The sequence below is a fragment of the Lysobacter auxotrophicus genome (assembly GCF_027924565.1).
GTDB lineage: Bacteria > Pseudomonadota > Gammaproteobacteria > Xanthomonadales > Xanthomonadaceae > Lysobacter_J > Lysobacter_J auxotrophicus.
The window spans coordinates 1,623,164-1,639,953 of record NZ_AP027041.1 but is presented as its reverse complement, the minus strand read 5'-3'; the positions used below and the strand labels follow the sequence as shown (position 1 = coordinate 1,639,953).

Here is a 16,790-nt window from a genome sequence, read left to right as displayed (position 1 = left end):
ATCAGCCGCGCAGGCTCCGCCCGCTCTCCGGATCGAAGTAATGCATGTGCTCGGGGTGATGGCCCAGGTGCACGATGTCGCCTGCGGCGGGAAGGCTTCGCGGCGGGAGGCGGAGGATCAGTTCGCAACCGCCGCAACCGAGGTTGAGGAACGCCTCGTTGCCGACCGGCTCGACGGTTTCCACCTTCGCCTGCAGGTGTCCCGGACCGGGCGCGGCGAGCGTGAGGTCTTCCGGGCGCAGGCCGACGGTCAGTTGCTTACCGACGTAGCCGCGCACGCGTTCGCGCAGCCCGGGTTCGGGATGCAGCGGAAGCTCGACGTTTTCCGCGATGCGCAGCGCAAGATCGTCGCCGCGTTCCACGACCTCGCCCCACAGCAGGTTCATCTTCGGGCTGCCGAGGAAAGTCGCCACGAAGAGGTTCGCCGGGCGGTTGTACAGCGCCATCGGCGTGTCGATCTGCTGGATGCGTCCCTTGTCGAGCACGACGATGCGCTGGCCGAGCGTCATCGCCTCGACCTGGTCGTGCGTGACGTAGATCATCGTCGTGCCGAGCTTGCGATGCAGGCGCGCGATTTCCACGCGCGTGGACGCACGCAGCTTCGCGTCGAGGTTCGACAGCGGTTCGTCGAGCAGGAACACCTGCGGCTGCCGGACCAGCGCGCGACCGAGCGCGACGCGCTGGCGCTGCCCGCCCGACAACGCCGCCGGCTTGCGGTCCAGCAGCGATTCCAGTTCGAGCATCTGCGCCGATTCGTTCACGCGCCGGTTGATCTCGTCCTTCGGCGCGCCGCGCAGTTTCAGGCCGAAGCCGAGGTTCTCGGCGACGGTCATGTGCGGATACAGCGCATAGCTCTGGAAAACCATCGCGATGTCGCGGTCCTTGGGCGCCACGTCGTTCACGATGCGATCGCCGATGCGCAGTTCGCCTGAGGTGATCGTCTCCAGCCCCGCGATCATGCGCAGCAGCGTCGACTTGCCGCAGCCCGAAGGCCCCACCAGCACGAGCAGTTCGCCATCGCCGATGTCGAAGGTCGCGTCGTCCACGCCCACGTAGCCGTTGGGATAAACCTTGCGCAGACGATCCAGCGTGACCTTCGCCATTGAGTTCCTCGGGTGAGCCCTGCGGTCCAAGCGGGACGGCGCTCGCATTGTGTTCGTTCCGGCAATGCAAATGGCGCCGGCCTTCGTTATCCTGCCATGTAACCGTTTTCATGCCTATCACCCGCCGACGACGCCCGACCACGGGGCCGGAACGCGGACGTTTTTCGCGACGGGATCCGTTGCCCTTCCCTCCCACGGCATCGGATCCCGCCGCGTTCTTTCTCCCCGCACGACCGCGGCACTGATTTCGTATTCAGCGCACGCCGCACGGCCCGGCGCGACGGCATCGCAGACAGGCGCCGGCCGCTCCATTACGCTGCGGACCCATCCGCGTTGATGCCTTCCGGTGATGCCTTGAGCGAGATCCCCCCGACCGACACCCACGCCCTGCTCGCCGACATCGGCGGCACCAACGCGCGGTTCGCGCTCGCGCGACCCGACGCGGTCGATCCGCTGCTGATGGAGAGCGTGCGCGAGTTCGTGGTCGCCGATTTCCCCTCGCTGGCCGACGCCGCGCGCCATTACCTCGACACCACCGGCGCCATCGCGAGCACCGGCGTGTTCGCGGTCGCAGGCCGCGTGGACGGCGACGAGGCGCGCATCACCAACCATCCCTGGGTGATTTCCGCCGCGCGGACCGGCGAAGCGCTGGGCCTGACCTCGCTGCGCCTGGTGAACGACTTCGCCGCGCAGGCGATGGGCGCGTCGCTGCTGCGCCCGCAAGACGTGGTGCCGGTCGGCGGCATCGGCTGGAACGGCCACGATGCACAGGACCGCACCTTCGGCATCATCGGCGCGGGCACGGGCCTGGGCGTGGGCGGGCTGCTGCGCCGCGGCGGCCGCTATTTTCCGCTGCAGACCGAAGGCGGCCACGTGAGTTTCGCGCCGAACTCGCCGGAGGAAATCGAGATCCTCCAGCAGATGTCCGCCGAATTCGGCCGCGTGTCGAACGAGCGCCTGGTGAGCGGCCAGGGCCTGGTGAACCTGCACCGCGCGTTGAGCAACATTGCCGGCGAAGACCCCGGCCCGCTCAAGCCGGCCGACATCACCGCACGCGCATCAGGCGGCGACGAGCGCAGCCTGCGCACGATCGACGTGTTCTGCGCGGTGTTCGGCGCGGCCGCCGGCGACCTGGTGCTGACGCTGGGCGCCTGGGACGGCGTGTTCCTCACCGGCGGCCTCGTGCCGAAGCTGCTGCCGTCCATCGCCCATTCGGCCTTCCGCCAGCGCTTCGAATACAAGGGCCGCTTCTCGCCGGTGATGGCGCGGATCCCGACGCTCGCGGTCATCCACCCGCAACCGGGCCTGCTGGGCGCCGCCGCGCTGGCCCTGGAAGGCACCTGACACCACACGTGGTCTTTCGGGGCGCTGTGCGAGGATCCGGCGCATGGCCGACCGCACGCCCCTTCCGACGCCCGAAGCCGGGGCGACGTACGTCTTCCATGCCCACGCGAACCGCGAGGTCTGGACTTGGGCGGCGGCGGTGTCCATCGCGGCGGAACTGCGCCGCGAGCTGATCGTCCAGCCGCGCGCGCGGCTGCTGTTGTCCGGCGGCGAAACGCCCGGCCCGGTCTACCGCGCCCTGTCGCAGGCGCCGCTGGACTGGGAGCGCGTGGACGTCGGCCTCGTCGACGAACGCTGGCTGCTGCCGGACGATCCGGACAGCAACGCGTACCTCGTGCATCGCGAATTCCTGCGCGACCACGCGGCCGTCGCGCACTTCGAACCGATGACGCAGGCCGGTCGCAACCTCGAAGGCGCGGTCGCCACCGCCAACGCGCACGCGCGCCGCGAAGCGACGGTCGCCGTGTTCGGCATGGGCGATGACGGGCATACGGCATCGCTGTTCCCCGGCATGAACGACGCCGAACGCGTCCTCGCCAGCCCGCGCGACTACGTCGCCGTCGACGCGCAGGGGTGCCCGGGCGCGCGACAGTGGACGCGTCGCATCAGCCTCACGCCGCGCGGGATCGCGCGCATCGCGCATCGCCTGCTGCTGATCCAGGGCGAACGGAAGCGCGCGGTGTTCGAGCAGGCCGTCGCCGCGGGCGACCGGCAGCGGTGGCCGGTGCTGGTGACGCTGGACAGCAGCTATGGCACGCCGCTGGACGTGCATTGGTGCGCGTGAAGCGCCGCGCGGACGCGTTCCATTCCCCGGGTGCGCTTCGCTTACCCGGCCTACGACGCCCAGGGCGTCGTGCGGCGAAGACGGTTTCGCTGTCTTGAATGCGCGCGTGGTTCGCTGCACGCGCGGTGCGTAGCACGCGATTGGTCGCGAGCAGGTTCTTCAGCGGTAGCACCAGGCCGGATTCGAAGGGGCTCAGGATCACGGTGATGATCAGCACGGGCACGAGGCCGACGGTACGCGCAGGTGGATCGAGCGCGCGGCAGAGCCGGTGCGCGCGCACCGTGTAGAACAGCACCGGCGGCACCGTCACGAGCGTCAGCAGGACCGAGGCCGTCAGGCCGTCCTGGCGCCATTGCATCGCGGTCGCGGTGCACATGACCGCGAACCAGACCACGTGCAACACGTAGGTGCGGATCAGGCCCGCGCGGGTGCGGGCGAGTTGGCGGAGGAGTTCGTCGCGATCCATGCGGGCCGAGGGGGCGGAAGCCAGGCGTCACTGTAGCCCGGGGCGTCGAAGCGCATCAGATCGCAAAGCTGCGATGGACTGGATCCATCGGCTTCCCGGGTGCGCTTCGCTTACCCGGGCTACGACACCGGGCGATCTGCGGTCACACCTGCGGCACGCCGCGCGAGCGACCGACTTCCGAGCGCGGCGGTGCGCCGAACAGGCGCTTGTATTCGCGACTGAACTGCGACGGGCTTTCGTAGCCGACGTGGCGCGCGGCCGACAACGCCTCCATGCCGCCGGCCATCATCAGGCGACGCGCTTCGTGCAGGCGCAGGTGCTTCTGGAACTGCAGCGGCGACATGGTCGTCACCGCCTTGAACTGATGGTGGAACGAGGACGTGCTCATGTGCACGGTGCGCGCGAGCTCGTCGATGCTCAGCGGTTCCAGGTACTCCTCGCGCAGCCGCGCGACGGCGCGTGCGATGCGGCTGGAGCGCGTATCGGTCGTGGCCAACGCGCGCAGGCGATGGCCGAGTTCGCCGGTCAGCACGCGATAGAGGATCTCGCGCCGCGCCATCGGGCCGAGCACCGGCAAATCCTCGGGCGTATCGAGCAGGCGCATCAGGCGCAGCACGGCATCCATCAGCGGTGCGTTGACCCGTGCTGCATAAAGGCCCAGGTCCAGCCCCTGCGTCGCATCGGACGAAAGCGGCTGCGGCTGGCCGGACTGCCCGGCTTCGGCGATCAGCGCCGCGACGTCGTCCGGGTCGATGTCCAGGCGCAGGCACAGGTACGGCTCCTCCGGCGTCGCCTCGATCACCTGCCCCGTCACCGGCAACGTCACCGACACCACCAGGTAGTTGAGCGGGTTGTAGACGTAGGTCTGCCCGGCGAGCGTCGCGGTCTTGCTGCCTTGCGCCACGATCACCAGCCGCGGCTCGTACACCGCCGGCGTGCACGCGGTCGGCCCGCTCAGGCGGACCAGGCTCAGCGGCGCGAAGGCGGTGGCGTGGACGCCGTCGGACGGTGTCGATCGGGCAATCCGCGCGGCGAGTTCCGGCAACGCGGCGCAGCCGGCGCGGGTGTTCGGGGAATCGACTGGAGGCATTGGAGTTCCGGCGTTCCGTGAGCCGCCCCGATTATGACTTCCGGGCTATGGCGGATGTTGCCGATCGTGCCGGCTTGGGGCGGATTTGCAGGATCGGGCAATGATCCAGCAGCAATGGACTATCGCGTGCAATCGCCGCGGACTAACGTAGCCGGTACACGGAACGCCCCACGCCGACCCGCCTGCAACGCCGACCCGCGCGGCTGCGGCGCGCCCGGGTGCGCGGCGCCCCTCCCCCGACGCTTCGCCCACCAGAGGCCGTCCGCCCGATGTGGATTGTCCAGTACGCCCTGAGCCGCCGGTACACCATCGGCGTGCTCGCGATCCTGATCCTGCTGTTCGGCACCCTTGCCGCGCGGCGCATGCCGACCGACATCCTGCCGGAAGTCGGCATCCCCTCGATCAACCTGGTGTGGACCTACAACGGCCTGCCCGCGGCGGACATGGCGGCCAAGCTGACCTCGTTCTCCGAGGCGGCGATCCTCAACACGGTCGATGACCTCAAGGAAGTCCGCTCCGACACGATCAACGGCGCGAGCATCGTGCGCATCGACTTCCAGCCGAACGTGAGCCTGGACCGCGCGCTCGGCCAGATCACCTCGGTCTCGCAGACGATCCTGCGCCGCATGCCGCCGGGCACGTCGCCGCCGCTGGTGATCCGCAACAACGTCTCGTCCACGCCGGTGCTGATGCTGGTGCTGTCGTCGGATTCGCTCACCGAGGCGCAGCTGTACGACTACGCGCGCCTGCAGTTGCGCTCGCAGATCCAGACCATTCCCGGCATCCGCATGTCGCTGCCCTACGGCGGCGCGGCGCGGCAGATCATGGTCGACCTCAATCCCGCCGCGTTGCAGACCTACGGCCTTACGCCGGCCGACGTCACCGGCGCGCTGGAACGCGGCAGCCCCACCCTGCCGTCGGGTTCGATCCGCGAGAACGCGCGCGAGATGCAGATCTCGCTCGATTCCAGCCCGGCGACGGCCGCGGACTTCCTCGACATCCCCGTCGCCTCGCGCAACGGCACGCTGGTGTACGTCCGGGACGTCGCGTCCGTGCGCGACGGCGGCGCGCTGCAGACCAACGTCGCGCGCATGGACGGATCCAGCGCGGTCGCCGTTGCGCTCATCAAACTGGGCAATGCATCGGCGGTGGAGCTGGTGCGTTCGGTGCGCGAACGCCTGCCCGAAATCGAAGCGTCCGCGCCGCCGGGCACGCGCATCCAGCCGATCTTCGACCAGTCGGTGTTCGTCGACAACGCCATCGGTTCGATCCGCCACGAAGCGCTGCTGGTCGGCCTGCTCGTCGCGCTGGTCGTGCTGGTCTTCATCGGCTCGTGGCGATCCAGCCTGATCGTGCTGTCCGCCATCCCACTCGCGCTGCTGGCCTCCGTCGCGATGCTCAGCCTGCTGGGCTACACGTTCAACGTGATGACGCTGGGCGGCCTCGCGCTCGCCATCGGCATCCTGGTGGACAACGCGGTGGTGGACGTGGAGAACACCAACCGCAACATCGCGCTCGGCAAGGACGTGAGCACCGCCATCCTCGACAGCGCGAAGGAAGTGGTGTTCCCGGAGATGGTGTCCACCATCGCCATCTGCATCGTGCTCACGCCCATCCTGCTGATGACCGGCCTGTCGGCGTGGGTGTTCACGCCGCTGGCGCTGGCGGTGATCTTCGCGATGCTCGCGTCCTTCCTGCTGTCGCGCACGCTGATTCCCGTGCTGTGCTACCTGCTGTTGCCGGCGGACATCAGGAGCCGCGCGAACCCGCGCTGGGCGCCGGAAAAGGCGCTGCTGAAGATCAACCACGTCGTCGAACATCGCCTGGATTCACTGCGCGAGAAGCACCACGCGCTGCTGGTGAAACTCGGCCACCACGGCGGCGTGCTCGCTGTGTGTGCGCTGGTCGTGCTGATCGCCGGCGGCCTCGCCGCGGCGTCGCTGGGCCGCGAGTACTTCCCGCACGTGGATGCGGGGCAGCTTCGCTTCCAGGTGCGGTTCCCGTCCGGCACGCGGCTCGAAGAAACCGCGGCGCGCGTGACGGAGATCCAGCGCGAGATCCGCAGGATCGTGCCGCCGGCCGAACTGGATACCGTGTACGAGCAGATCGGCGTGCCCGACGCAGTGAACCTGTCGCTGGTGGACAGCGCGGTGGTGGGATCGTTCGAAGCCGAGATCATGCTGCAGCTGAAGACGCCGCACGGCCCGAGCCATGAATACCTGTCGCAGATCCGCCACCGCATCGCGCAGAAATTCCCGGACGTGAAGATGTTCGAGCGCCCGCCGGATGCGACCAGCCGCACGCTCGCGGGCTCGGCCGCCGCCGCGTTCGAGGTGCGCATCATCGGCCGCGACAGCGCGGGCAACCTCGCCATCGCGCGCGACATCGAACAGCGACTCGGCCAGGTGCCCGGCGCGGTGGACGTCGCGCTTCGACAGGTGCTCGACCTGCCCGAGTACCAGGTGCACATCGACCGCACGCGCGCCGCGCAGCTGGGCCTCGATGCGCAGCAGGCCAGTCGCGCCGTGCTCGCGGTGCTCGGTTCGGCGGGCACGGTGTCGCCGGTGTACTGGACCGACACCGTCAACGCGCTCGCCTACACCGTGCAGGTGCAGGCGCCGCCGGTGAACATGACCAGCATCGACCAGCTGCTCAACGCGCCGCTGCGCATCGGCAGCGACGGCCAGGCGGTGCTGTTGCGCAACATCGCGACGGTGACGCCGCGCCGCGTGCCGGCCAGCATCGCGCGCACCACGCTCGCGCCGACGATCAGCGTGCTGGCCAATGTCGAGGGCACGGACCTGGGCTCGGTATACGACGCGCTCACCGGCATCACGAAGCAGATGGAAGGTCGCCTCAAGCCCGGCAACCGCATCGAGATCGTCGGCCAGGCCGGCGAGATGCAGAGTGCGTACGGCGAACTCGCCGCGGGCCTGCTGATGTCGGCCGCGCTCGTGTTCCTCGTCCTCGTGGTCAACTTCCAGTCCTGGATCCAGCCGCTGGTGGCGATGTCGGGCCTGCCGATCGCGATCGCCGGCGCCGCCATCGGTTTGTTCGTCACCGGCACGCCGTTGAGCGTGCCGGCGCTGATGGGCGTGATGATGGTGATCGGCGTGTCCACCGCGAACTCGGTGCTGGTCACCAGCTTCGCGCGCGGCCTCGTCGCCGACGGCCACGACCCGGAGCTGGCCGCCTACGAATCCGCCGCCGTGCGCCTGCGCCCGGTGCTGATGACCGCCAGCGCGATGGTGCTCGGCATCATCCCGATGGCGCTCGGGCTGGGCGAAGGTGGCGAACAGAACGCGCCGCTCGGCCGCGCGGTCATCGGCGGTTTGCTGTTCGGCACGCCGGCCACGCTGATCCTGGTTCCGTCCATCCTTGCCGTGCTCGGTCGCCGCAATCCGGCCGCCGTGCGCCACGCCGCCCATCCCGAAGCCATCCCCGGCGCCGACGACGCCGGTGCAGGAGTTACGCCATGACGACCGCCCTTCCCGCACGGGCCGCCCTGTTCGCCGCCAGCGCGCTGTCGATCGCCATTGCGCTGAGCGTCGGGCTTGCCGGCTGCAACCGCAGTTCGGCCGAAACCACGCCCGCGCAGACGATTCCCGAAGTGCTGACCGTGCAGGCCAAGCCGGCCGACGCGGCGTTCGAGCTGCGCCTGCCCGCGCGCGCGCTCGCCGGTGAATCCGCGCAGCTGTATCCGCGCGCGACCGGGTTCGTGAGCGAGCGCCGCGCGGATCTGGGCGACAGCGTCGTCGCGGGCCAGGTGCTGGCGGTGATCGCCGCGCCGGAATCCGACCAGGCCGTGCGCGAAGCCGCCGCCGTGCTCGCGCAGGCGAAGGCCGACCAGGAACTGGCGAAGGTGAACTACGACCGCGCGCAGGTGCTCATCGGCTCCGGCGCGATCTCGAAGGAGCTGTACAGCGACCGCAAGGCGAACTTCGACGTGGCCGTCGCCGCGCGCGGCGCCGCCGAGGCGCGACTGGCCGCGGCGCGCGAACGCCAGGGCTTCCAGACCGTGCGCGCGCCGTTCTCCGGCGTGGTCGTGGCGCGCAACGTCGAACGCGGCGATCGCGTGGTCGGCGATGCGGCGAGCGCGCAGCCGATGTTCGAGATCAACGCGCTCGATCCGCTGCGCGTGGTCGTCGATGTGCCGCAGAACGTGGCGCTGCAGATCCGTCCCGGCGTCGAAGGCGACGTCACCTTCCCGGAACTCCCCGACCAGACGTTCAAGGCGCAGGTCGTGCGCAGCGCGCAGGCGATCTCGCGCGATGCCGGCGTCATGCGCACCGAGTTGCGCCTGCCCAATCCCGACAGCCGCATCCCGGCGGGCATGGTCGGAACCGTCGCGCTGCACCTGCAGCGTGCGGTGCCGGCGATCGTCGTGCCGGTCTCCACCGTCGTGCAGCGCGGCACGGTCGCGCAGGTGGCGACGGTGTCGAACGGGAAGCTCGCTTTCCACGACGTCACCCTCGGCCGCAACCTCGGGAACGAAATCGAAGTGCTGTCGGGCGTGTCGGCGAACGACACCGTCGTGCTGGCGCCCAATGCATTGTTGACGGACGGAAGCCCGGTGAAGGCGCGCGCGTTGGCGGAGCAGAAGAAGCAGTAACGCGAACTCTTGTTGCCCGCGTGGGCCGCAGGCCGCGCTCGGGTCAGCCGTGATGGGCGTCATCCCGGCTGCGCTGCGCTTACCCGGGCTACCAAAACATCGCATTGGTCAGGCGGTTGGAGCGGCAGCCCCTGCTTCATCCTTCCGACGACTCAGATCCGCCTCGGCGCGAAGGAACACTGCGCCGAGCGCCTCCTCGCCATGCGCCGACACCGCGCTGCCGACCAGTACCGACAACCCGCCCTGCGCCGATTCGGACGCCACCTCGCGCAGCGCGCCCAGGCGCGCTTCGCCCGCGTCGCCCGTCAGCACGGCGACGAACTCGGCGCTGTCGCTGACGCGGTTCACGCGATCGCCGGCGGCGAGATCCAGGCAGCTTTCGAAGCGCGATTCCAGCGCCTGCAAGGTCTTCTCGACCGTCCGCTCGCCGTCGCGTTCGACCAGCGCCGCGTAGCGTTGCACTTCGAGGATCGCGATGCGGAAGTTCTCCTTCGCCACGGGTACCGGCGCCGGCTCGGGCTCGCGACGCGTCGTCAGCGCGACGCGCACCTCGTCCTGGTAGCGCCGCGCGTGGCCGTCCAGCAAACCCATGGCGACACGACCGAGCGATTCCAGCCAGTCGCGCTGGGCCGGCTCGAGCGTGCGCGGCTGGCGATCGACGACGCAGAGCGTGCCGATCGCCTGCCCGTCCGCGGTGGTGAGCGGCATGCTCGCGTAGAAGCGCGCGCGCACCTCGCCGATGACGATCGGGAACATCGCAAAGCGCGGATCGCGGGCGAGGTCGGGCACCTCCATCAACTCGCCCGGCTCCAGGATCGCGTGCGCGCAGACCGCGACGTTGCGCGGCGTTTCGTGTTCGGCCAGGCCCAGGCGCGCCTTGAACCACTGGCGGTCGCGATCGATCAGCGACAACAGCGCGATGGGCGCATCGCACAGGTGCGCGGCGATGCGCACCAGGTCGTCGTAGACCGATTCGCTGGGTGTATCGACGACGTGGTACCGGTCCAGCGCGTGCTGGCGCGCGCTTTCGACGGCGGGGATGACGCGATGCGGGGTACGGGCCAAGGCCGCGTTTTCCTGCTGCGGAGGTTCGAACGTTGCCGCAGGGGCGGTCCAGAGCGCGTCAATGTTCACCGCGTCCGTAACCCGGGGAAGCGAAGCGGGACGACGCCCCATCAAGGCACCAACTACGCTTCGCTTGCCCGGGCTATGAATGGACGCTCAGCGCAGCTCCACGTCCACCTTCGCCCCGGCCCGCGCGATCTTCAGCTCGCCATTCATCCAACGGGCGATCTTCCCGTCGATTCGCGTCGCGCCGGGCGCGGACGCATACGGCCACGTCAGCACCACGCCGCCGGGCGGCAATTTCGTATCGGGCGACAACGTGAACAGCATGCGCCCGTCGCGCTCCTTCAGCGAATACCCCACCGGCCCGTACTGCGTGCGCAGGTTCGCCACGCTCACGCCCTCGCCCGCCAGCCAGTCCGCCGGGATGCCCGCGGCGACAACCAGCGCATCGTCCAGGTCGCGCGAATACGCGAACAGGTCCAGCGCCGACCGCACGTAATCCGAACCGACCCACGCATGCGGCAGGTCGCCGACGAAGAACGGCTTGCGCGGCGTGCGCGAGACGACCTCGGCCCACTGGTTCCAGGTACGCGGCTGCTGGTCGGCGAAGAAGAACGCCAGCGCCTCGTGCGCGCGATCGCGCCAGCCCAGGCGAACGAACGTGCCGATGGTGCGCAGCTCGTACGGCGTGTAGTCCTTCCATTCGCGCGCGCCGTCGCGACGCGACACGAACTCGCGCCAGTAACGCTCGAAGGTGTTGTCGAGCAGGTCCTTCGGCAGCAGCCCCTGTTCGCCGCCCGGTGCGAGCGCGATCGTCGTGGACGTCGCATCGAAATCGCCCAGTTCTGCCGCGCCCGGCAGGAAATCGATGCCGTGCTGCTGCGTGGCGCTGCGAAGCGAGGCATACAGGTCGTCGCGGAACTGGTCGCGCGAGGCGGCAAAGCGCTTGGCATCCGCGTCCTTGCCGAGCCACTGCGCGATTTCCACCGCATCCTTGTAACCGCGCAGCGCCCAGAAGTTGTCCCAGTACGAATGCATCGGCTTGGCCGAATAGCCTTCGTGGCTGATCGACGCCGGCATCATTCCGTAGAACGCCGGATTGCGTGCGCGGTTCGCTTCGGTGCGTTCGCTCAGGCGCAGCTTCTCCATGTAGTCGAACGCGCCGACTACATGCGGCCACATCGCGTCGAGCAACTCGCGATCGCGGTTGAAGCGGTACACCTGCGCGATGGTGAAGATCAGCTCGCCGTGGCTGTCGTTCTCCGGCACCGGATCGCTGCCGCGATCGTCCACGCAGCACGGCACCTTGCCGTTGTCGAACTGGTACGGCGCATACCAGCGCAGGAATTCGGTGGCGACGTCCTCGCGGCCCATGCGCAGCAGGCCTTCGCCGATCATCGCGCCGTCGCGGATCCACGCGCGCGAGTACGACCGCGTACCCGGCTGCAGGCGCGGCCCGATGCGGCTGATCAGCATGTGCGCCAGCGCGGTGCGCAACGTGTCGACCACGTGCTGGCCCTGTTCCGGCACGCGAAGCTGTACGCGGTCGAGCTTGTCGCGCCACAGCGCCGCAGTGGCGGCCTGCGCTTTCGCCGCATCGATGCGCTTCGGCTCCGCCTCGTCGCGACCGGTCAATCGCACGCTCCAGTCGAACTCCCGGGATTGCCCGGGCGCAAGCTCCACCGAGTACAGCAGCGCGCCGGACGCGAGGCCGGTCACGTCATCGACCTGGCTTTCCACGGGACCGAACGCCTTGCGTTCGCAACCTTGCGCGCAGAACGCTTTCCAGTTTGCGCGGGCCAGTCGCTGCACCACTTCGCCTTCGTCGAACCGACTCACGAAGGCGGCATCGGATGCCGTGGCGCGCACGGGGAAGCGGCCGGCGACCGCGATCGCGTCCGGTTTCGCGTTGATCGAACCGATCTGGCTGACACCGCCGACGGTGCTCAGGAACTGCGTCGGCGGATTCACCTGCATCGGCCGCGCGGCTAGCGCGAGGACGTAGCGGCGCGGACGATCGCTCGTGTTGCGCAGCACGTAGCGGGCGGTGAGATGCGAATCGTCGCGCGTGCCATGTGCGAACGCCGTGGTGTCCAGCGCGAAGTCCGCGTGCTTCCAGTGGACCGACGGAATCGGCAGGTAACCGTCCTGCAGCGACTGCGTGATCTTCACGTCGGCCCAGGTCACCAGCGTGCCGTCGCTCACCACGAACGGCTCGATGCTGAAGGCGCCCTTGCCCACTTCGACCGCACCATCCTCACCGATCAACCCCTGCTCGACGCCACCGTCAATTCCGAGAATCGTCCAGTACGGCTGCTCGCCGAAGAACCCGCGCGGCCAACGGCCACGCGGTGCATCCTTCGCGACAGAGCGGACGAAATCGTTGGGGGTCGCCGCGAACGCGAGCGGCATCACCTGGAAGTTCGCCAGCGCGATGCGCTGCGCCGGCGCCTTCGTTGCGGTCAACCGGACGAAGCGCGCTTCGGACTCGGGCAATGCGATGTGATCGCGACCGCCATTGCTTCCACTCACTTCGCGCGCGACGCGCCATTGCGCGCCATCGTCGGACAACTCGATGCGGTAATCGCTGGCGTGTTCGCGCGGCAGCCAGTCGAGCACGAGTCCGCCGAACTCGCGCGGCTTGCGCAGGTCGAGCGTGAACTGCGGCGCCGTCGCCGCGCCAGGCGCGGCGCGCCATGCGGTCGTGGCATCGCCGTCGATGGCGTTACGCGCGGGACCGTTTCCGCTTTCGACCGTTGCGCTCGCGTCGCCCGTCAGAGGCGAATCATCCTGCGGCGGCAGCTTGCGGAACGTGAGCTGGTCGAAACACACCGAGCCCTTGCCGCCGGCGCTGTTGTAGATCGTGAATTCGATCTTCCGGCTGCGGCGCAGCGTGGGATCCGGCGCGGGGCCCCATGCGCGGCTGATATGGCGCTGCTTGTAGACGACGGGCGTCCAGTTCTTCGGGAACTCGTAGCGCGGCTTGTTGACCCACCACACGTTGTCGCCGCTGTCGTCGACGACCTTGAATTGCAGGTCGTTGCGCGGCGAATCGCCACGCAGCTGGAATGAGAACGCGTAGTTGTCCGGATAGTCGATCAGCAATTCGCGCTGCAAACCGGCGTAACCGGAAACGCCGTTGAAATCGTAGTCCAGGCAGACGGCCTGGCCGTCGGCGCCGGGCACCTTGCGCAGCGTGCCGGTGACCTGGTCGGAGGTCACGACCTGCCACGGCGTGGTCGATTCGAAATCGTCCAGCACACGCACTTCGCCCACTCCCTGCGCCCACGCCGTCACCGGAACCAGCGCGAACGCCCATGCAAACCGACGTGCCATCCTCACCCTTTCACGCTCCCGACCAGCAGGCCCTGCAGGTAATAACGCTGCAGCGCCAGGAACAGGATCAGCACCGGCAACACCGTCACCACCGATCCGGCCATCATCATCTCGTTGTCCTGCACGTGCTCGCGCGACAGCGATGCCAACGCCACCGGCAGCGTGAAGTGCCCGGAATCGCTCAGCACGATCAGCGGCCACATGAAGTCGTTCCACGCGCCGAGAAAGACGAAGATCGCCAGCGTCACGAGGATCGGCTTGAGCACCGGTAGCACGATCTGGAAGAAGATCCGCGTCTCGCTCGCGCCGTCGATGCGGGCGGCTTCCAGCAGTTCATCGGGAATCGAACGCGCGTACTGGCGCACGAGGAAAATGCCGAACACGCTCGCCATCAGCGGCACGATCGCGCCGGCGTAGGTGTTCACCAGCCCCATCTGCTTGAGCATCAGGAACAGCGGCATCATCGTGACCTGCGCCGGGATGATCAGCGCGCCCAGCAGCAGGCGGAACACGCGCTCGCGGCCGGCGAACTTCAGCTTGGCGAACGCATAGCCGGCCATCGTGTTGAGCATCAGCGCGATGAGCGTCGCGGCGGTGGCGATCATCGCGCTGTTGAGCAGGTAGCGTCCCATGCCGGCGCGCGCGAACAGCTCATGGTAGTTGTGCAGCGTCGGTGCGGCGGGCAGCAGCGGCGGCGGGAAATGCGCCGCTTCGCCCGGCTGCATGAACGACACCGACAGCATCCACAGCAGCGGCGCGAGGCTCACCACCGCCAGCGCGATCATCAGCCCGTTGACGATGGCGCGGGCCAGGCGCGGGCTCATGCTTCCGCTCCACGTCGGCGCGCGAACCACAGCAGGCCGCTGGTGGCGACCGACATCAGCGCGAACAGCAGGAACGCCACGGCGGACGCATTACCGAGGTTCCACCACTTGAAGCCTTCCTCGTACATCAGGTAAAGCACGCTCACGGTGCTCTGCAGCGGCCCACCCTGCGTGATCACGTAAGGCTCCGCGAACAGCTGGAAATACCCGGACAAGGTGAGGATGGAGACCATCAGCAGCACCGGGCCCAGCTGCGGCAAGGTGACGTTCCAGAACTGCTGCGCGGGCGTCGCACCGTCGATGCGCGCGGCCTCGTAGAGGTCTTCGGGAATCGACTGCAGTCCGGCGATGAAGATGATCATGTTGTAGCCGAAGTTCTTCCACACCGCGAACAGGATGATCGTCGGCATCGCCCACGTCGGATCGCCGAGCCAGTCGACGGCGGGCAGGCCCAGCGAGGTCAGGCCCCAGTTCACCAGGCCGTAGCGCGTGTGGAACAGGTAGCGCCAGATCACCGCGACAGCGACCACCGTCGTCACCACCGGCGCGAAGTACGCGGTCCGGAAGAACGGCTTGAAGCGCGCGGCCTTCGAATGCAGCAGCAGCGCGGCGCCGAGCGAGACGGTGATCGACAGCGGGACACCGACCACGACGAAGTACATCGTGTTGCCCAGCGCCTTCCAGAACAGCGGGTCCTGCAGCAGCGTCGCGTAGTTGTGCAGACCGACGAAGCGCAGGTTCGAGATGTCGGCGAGCGAGTAGATGTCGAAGTCCGTCAGGCTCAGCGCGAACGCCGCCAACACCGGCAGGCCGAAGAACACGCCGATCACCGTGAGCGCGGGCGCGGCGAACATCCAGCCGGCGGTGGAGGCGGACACGCGGCGCGTCGCAATCATGGCGAACCTCCGGCGGCGTGCTGCTCCAGCATCCAGCGGCGTTTTTCGAGGATGGCATCGGCGCGGCGATCGAGTTCGGCGGCGGCTTCATCGACGGTGTAGCGACCGGCGACCATCTGCTCGCCGACGATGCGCAGCTCCTGCGCGATGCGCTCCCACTCGGGCACTTTCGGCGCGGGTTTGGCGCGTTCGAGCTGCTCGCGGAACGGCAGCGTGTAGGGATCGCTCGCCAGCGCCTGGCTGCTTTCCCACGCGCTGCGGCGCGGCGGCAGGTTGCCGGTGAGCGCGTGGAAACGCACCTGCACCTGCGGGTCGGACAGGAACGCGACGAGCTTCCACGCAGCGTCCTGCTGCTTGGACTGCTTGAACACCACGAAGCTCGCGCCGCCGGCGACCGACGCGCCGGGGCCGTCGGGACCGGGCAGCGGCATCGTGCCCCACCTGCCTTCCAGTTCCGGTGGCAGGCGCTTGCGGAACTCGGCGATGTTCCAGGGCCCGTTGACGTAGAAGGTGAAGAAGCCGCGGCCGAACTCGTTCCAGACGTTGGCGATCTGCGTGTTCGCGAACGCCGGCGCCCATTTGCGCTGGAAGATGTCGTTGTAGAAGGTGAGCGTGCGCTTGAACCCCGGGCTGCGGAAGTTTCCGTAGCGGCCGTCGTCGCGCAGCAGCGGATCGGGTTGCTGGATGGCGAGGTTGAGCAGCGGCTCGTATTCGTTGAGCGGCAGGTGGATGGCGAAACGATCCGGCCCGACATGGCGCTTCACCGCAGCCATCGCGTCGTTCCATTCCTGCCACGTGCGCGGCACCTGCTTCACGCCGGCGGCTTCGAGGATGTCCTTCCGGTAGAACGGCAGGCGCGTTTCGACGTACCACGGCACCGCATACACATGTCCGCCGATGACGCCGGTGTCCCACGAGCCGCCGAAATAATCGCTCGCCGGCATCGAGGGCGTACGTGCGAGGAACGGTTCCAGCGGCGTCACCGCGTCCAGCTCGACGAACTCCGCCAGCCACGTGTTGCCCAGGCCGCACACGTCCGGCAGGCCGTCGCCGGCGAAGGCGGTCAGCAGTTTCTCGTGCGCGGCGGTGACCGGCAGTTGTTGCACTTCGACGCGGATACCGGGATTGGCGCGTTCGAAATCGGGGATGAGCTGGCGCACCATCTCGCCTTCGAAGCCCATCGCCCAGAAGCGCACGACGGTGCGTTCATCGCGCTCGCCGCCGCACGCGGACAGCAGCGCGACAACGGCGAGAACCGTCATCGCGAC

The 16,790-nt window shown here is 68.6% G+C and carries 11 protein-coding genes; 4 read left to right on the top strand and 7 right to left on the bottom strand.

The window, feature by feature from the left end:
- Position 1: 1 nt before the first annotated feature.
- Positions 2 to 1,102, bottom strand: a complete 1,101-nt coding sequence (locus LA521A_RS07370) for an ABC transporter ATP-binding protein (RefSeq protein ID WP_281781650.1) — start codon at positions 1,100 to 1,102, stop codon at positions 2 to 4.
- A 363-nt stretch (positions 1,103 to 1,465) separates the two neighbouring features.
- Here LA521A_RS07370 and glk point away from each other — a divergent pair, with 363 nt between their 5' ends.
- Both glk and pgl read left to right on the top strand, forming a co-directional pair.
- A complete protein-coding gene (glk, locus tag LA521A_RS07365) occupies positions 1,466 to 2,446 on the top strand; it encodes a glucokinase (RefSeq protein WP_281782049.1) in 981 nt (326 codons plus the stop codon).
- Between the two features lie 43 nt (positions 2,447 to 2,489).
- Positions 2,490 to 3,230, top strand: a complete 741-nt coding sequence (gene pgl, locus LA521A_RS07360; protein ID WP_281781649.1) for a 6-phosphogluconolactonase — start codon at positions 2,490 to 2,492, stop codon at positions 3,228 to 3,230.
- A 608-nt stretch (positions 3,231 to 3,838) separates the two neighbouring features.
- Here the strand turns inward: pgl and LA521A_RS07355 are convergent.
- Positions 3,839 to 4,786, bottom strand: a complete 948-nt coding sequence (locus LA521A_RS07355) for an AraC family transcriptional regulator (RefSeq protein ID WP_281781648.1) — start codon at positions 4,784 to 4,786, stop codon at positions 3,839 to 3,841.
- 269 nt (positions 4,787 to 5,055) lie between these two features.
- On the opposite strand from LA521A_RS07355, the gene LA521A_RS07350 reads away from it, so the two are divergent.
- Positions 5,056 to 8,265, top strand: coding sequence for an efflux RND transporter permease subunit (locus LA521A_RS07350; protein ID WP_281781647.1), 3,210 nt, complete (start codon positions 5,056 to 5,058; stop codon positions 8,263 to 8,265).
- Positions 8,262 to 9,398 (top strand): efflux RND transporter periplasmic adaptor subunit, encoded by a 1,137-nt coding sequence (locus LA521A_RS07345; RefSeq protein ID WP_281781646.1) that lies wholly within the window; start codon positions 8,262 to 8,264, stop codon positions 9,396 to 9,398. The genes LA521A_RS07350 and LA521A_RS07345 overlap by 4 nt, the downstream gene beginning before the upstream one ends.
- Positions 9,399 to 9,506: 108 nt before the next feature.
- Here LA521A_RS07345 and LA521A_RS07340 read toward each other — a convergent pair whose 3' ends face one another.
- The 5 genes from LA521A_RS07340 to LA521A_RS07320 all read right to left on the bottom strand — a co-directional run bounded on the left by LA521A_RS07340 (position 9,507) and on the right by LA521A_RS07320 (position 16,784).
- Entirely contained in the window at positions 9,507 to 10,463 is a 957-nt protein-coding gene (locus tag LA521A_RS07340) for a GAF domain-containing protein (RefSeq protein ID WP_281781645.1), read from the bottom strand.
- A gap of 156 nt (positions 10,464 to 10,619) precedes the next feature.
- Entirely contained in the window at positions 10,620 to 13,802 is a 3,183-nt protein-coding gene (locus LA521A_RS07335; RefSeq protein WP_281781644.1) for a discoidin domain-containing protein, read from the bottom strand.
- Between the two features lie 2 nt (positions 13,803 to 13,804).
- Complete coding sequence (locus tag LA521A_RS07330; RefSeq protein WP_281781643.1) at positions 13,805 to 14,626, bottom strand: carbohydrate ABC transporter permease; 822 nt, start codon at positions 14,624 to 14,626, stop codon at positions 13,805 to 13,807.
- Positions 14,623 to 15,522, bottom strand: a complete 900-nt coding sequence (locus tag LA521A_RS07325) for a carbohydrate ABC transporter permease (protein ID WP_281781642.1) — start codon at positions 15,520 to 15,522, stop codon at positions 14,623 to 14,625. The genes LA521A_RS07330 and LA521A_RS07325 overlap by 4 nt, the downstream gene beginning before the upstream one ends.
- The gene (locus LA521A_RS07320) at positions 15,519 to 16,784 is read right to left on the bottom strand and encodes a sugar ABC transporter substrate-binding protein (protein WP_281781641.1); all 1,266 of its coding nucleotides are present in this window, start codon (positions 16,782 to 16,784) and stop codon (positions 15,519 to 15,521) included. Before LA521A_RS07320 ends, LA521A_RS07325 begins: the two co-directional genes overlap by 4 nt.
- Between the last annotated feature and the right edge of the window lie 6 nt (positions 16,785 to 16,790).

Coding starts and splice junctions, on each gene's coding strand:
- LA521A_RS07350 (WP_281781647.1), top strand. CDS start 5,056: ATGTGGATTGTCCAGTACGCCCTGAGCCGCCGGTACACCATCGGCGTG.
- pgl (WP_281781649.1), top strand. CDS start 2,490: ATGGCCGACCGCACGCCCCTTCCGACGCCCGAAGCCGGGGCGACGTAC.
- LA521A_RS07370 (WP_281781650.1), bottom strand. CDS start 1,102: ATGGCGAAGGTCACGCTGGATCGTCTGCGCAAGGTTTATCCCAACGGC.
- LA521A_RS07335 (WP_281781644.1), bottom strand. CDS start 13,802: ATGGCACGTCGGTTTGCATGGGCGTTCGCGCTGGTTCCGGTGACGGCG.
- LA521A_RS07345 (WP_281781646.1), top strand. CDS start 8,262: ATGACGACCGCCCTTCCCGCACGGGCCGCCCTGTTCGCCGCCAGCGCG.
- LA521A_RS07330 (WP_281781643.1), bottom strand. CDS start 14,626: ATGAGCCCGCGCCTGGCCCGCGCCATCGTCAACGGGCTGATGATCGCG.
- LA521A_RS07325 (WP_281781642.1), bottom strand. CDS start 15,522: ATGATTGCGACGCGCCGCGTGTCCGCCTCCACCGCCGGCTGGATGTTC.
- LA521A_RS07355 (WP_281781648.1), bottom strand. CDS start 4,786: ATGCCTCCAGTCGATTCCCCGAACACCCGCGCCGGCTGCGCCGCGTTG.
- LA521A_RS07320 (WP_281781641.1), bottom strand. CDS start 16,784: ATGACGGTTCTCGCCGTTGTCGCGCTGCTGTCCGCGTGCGGCGGCGAG.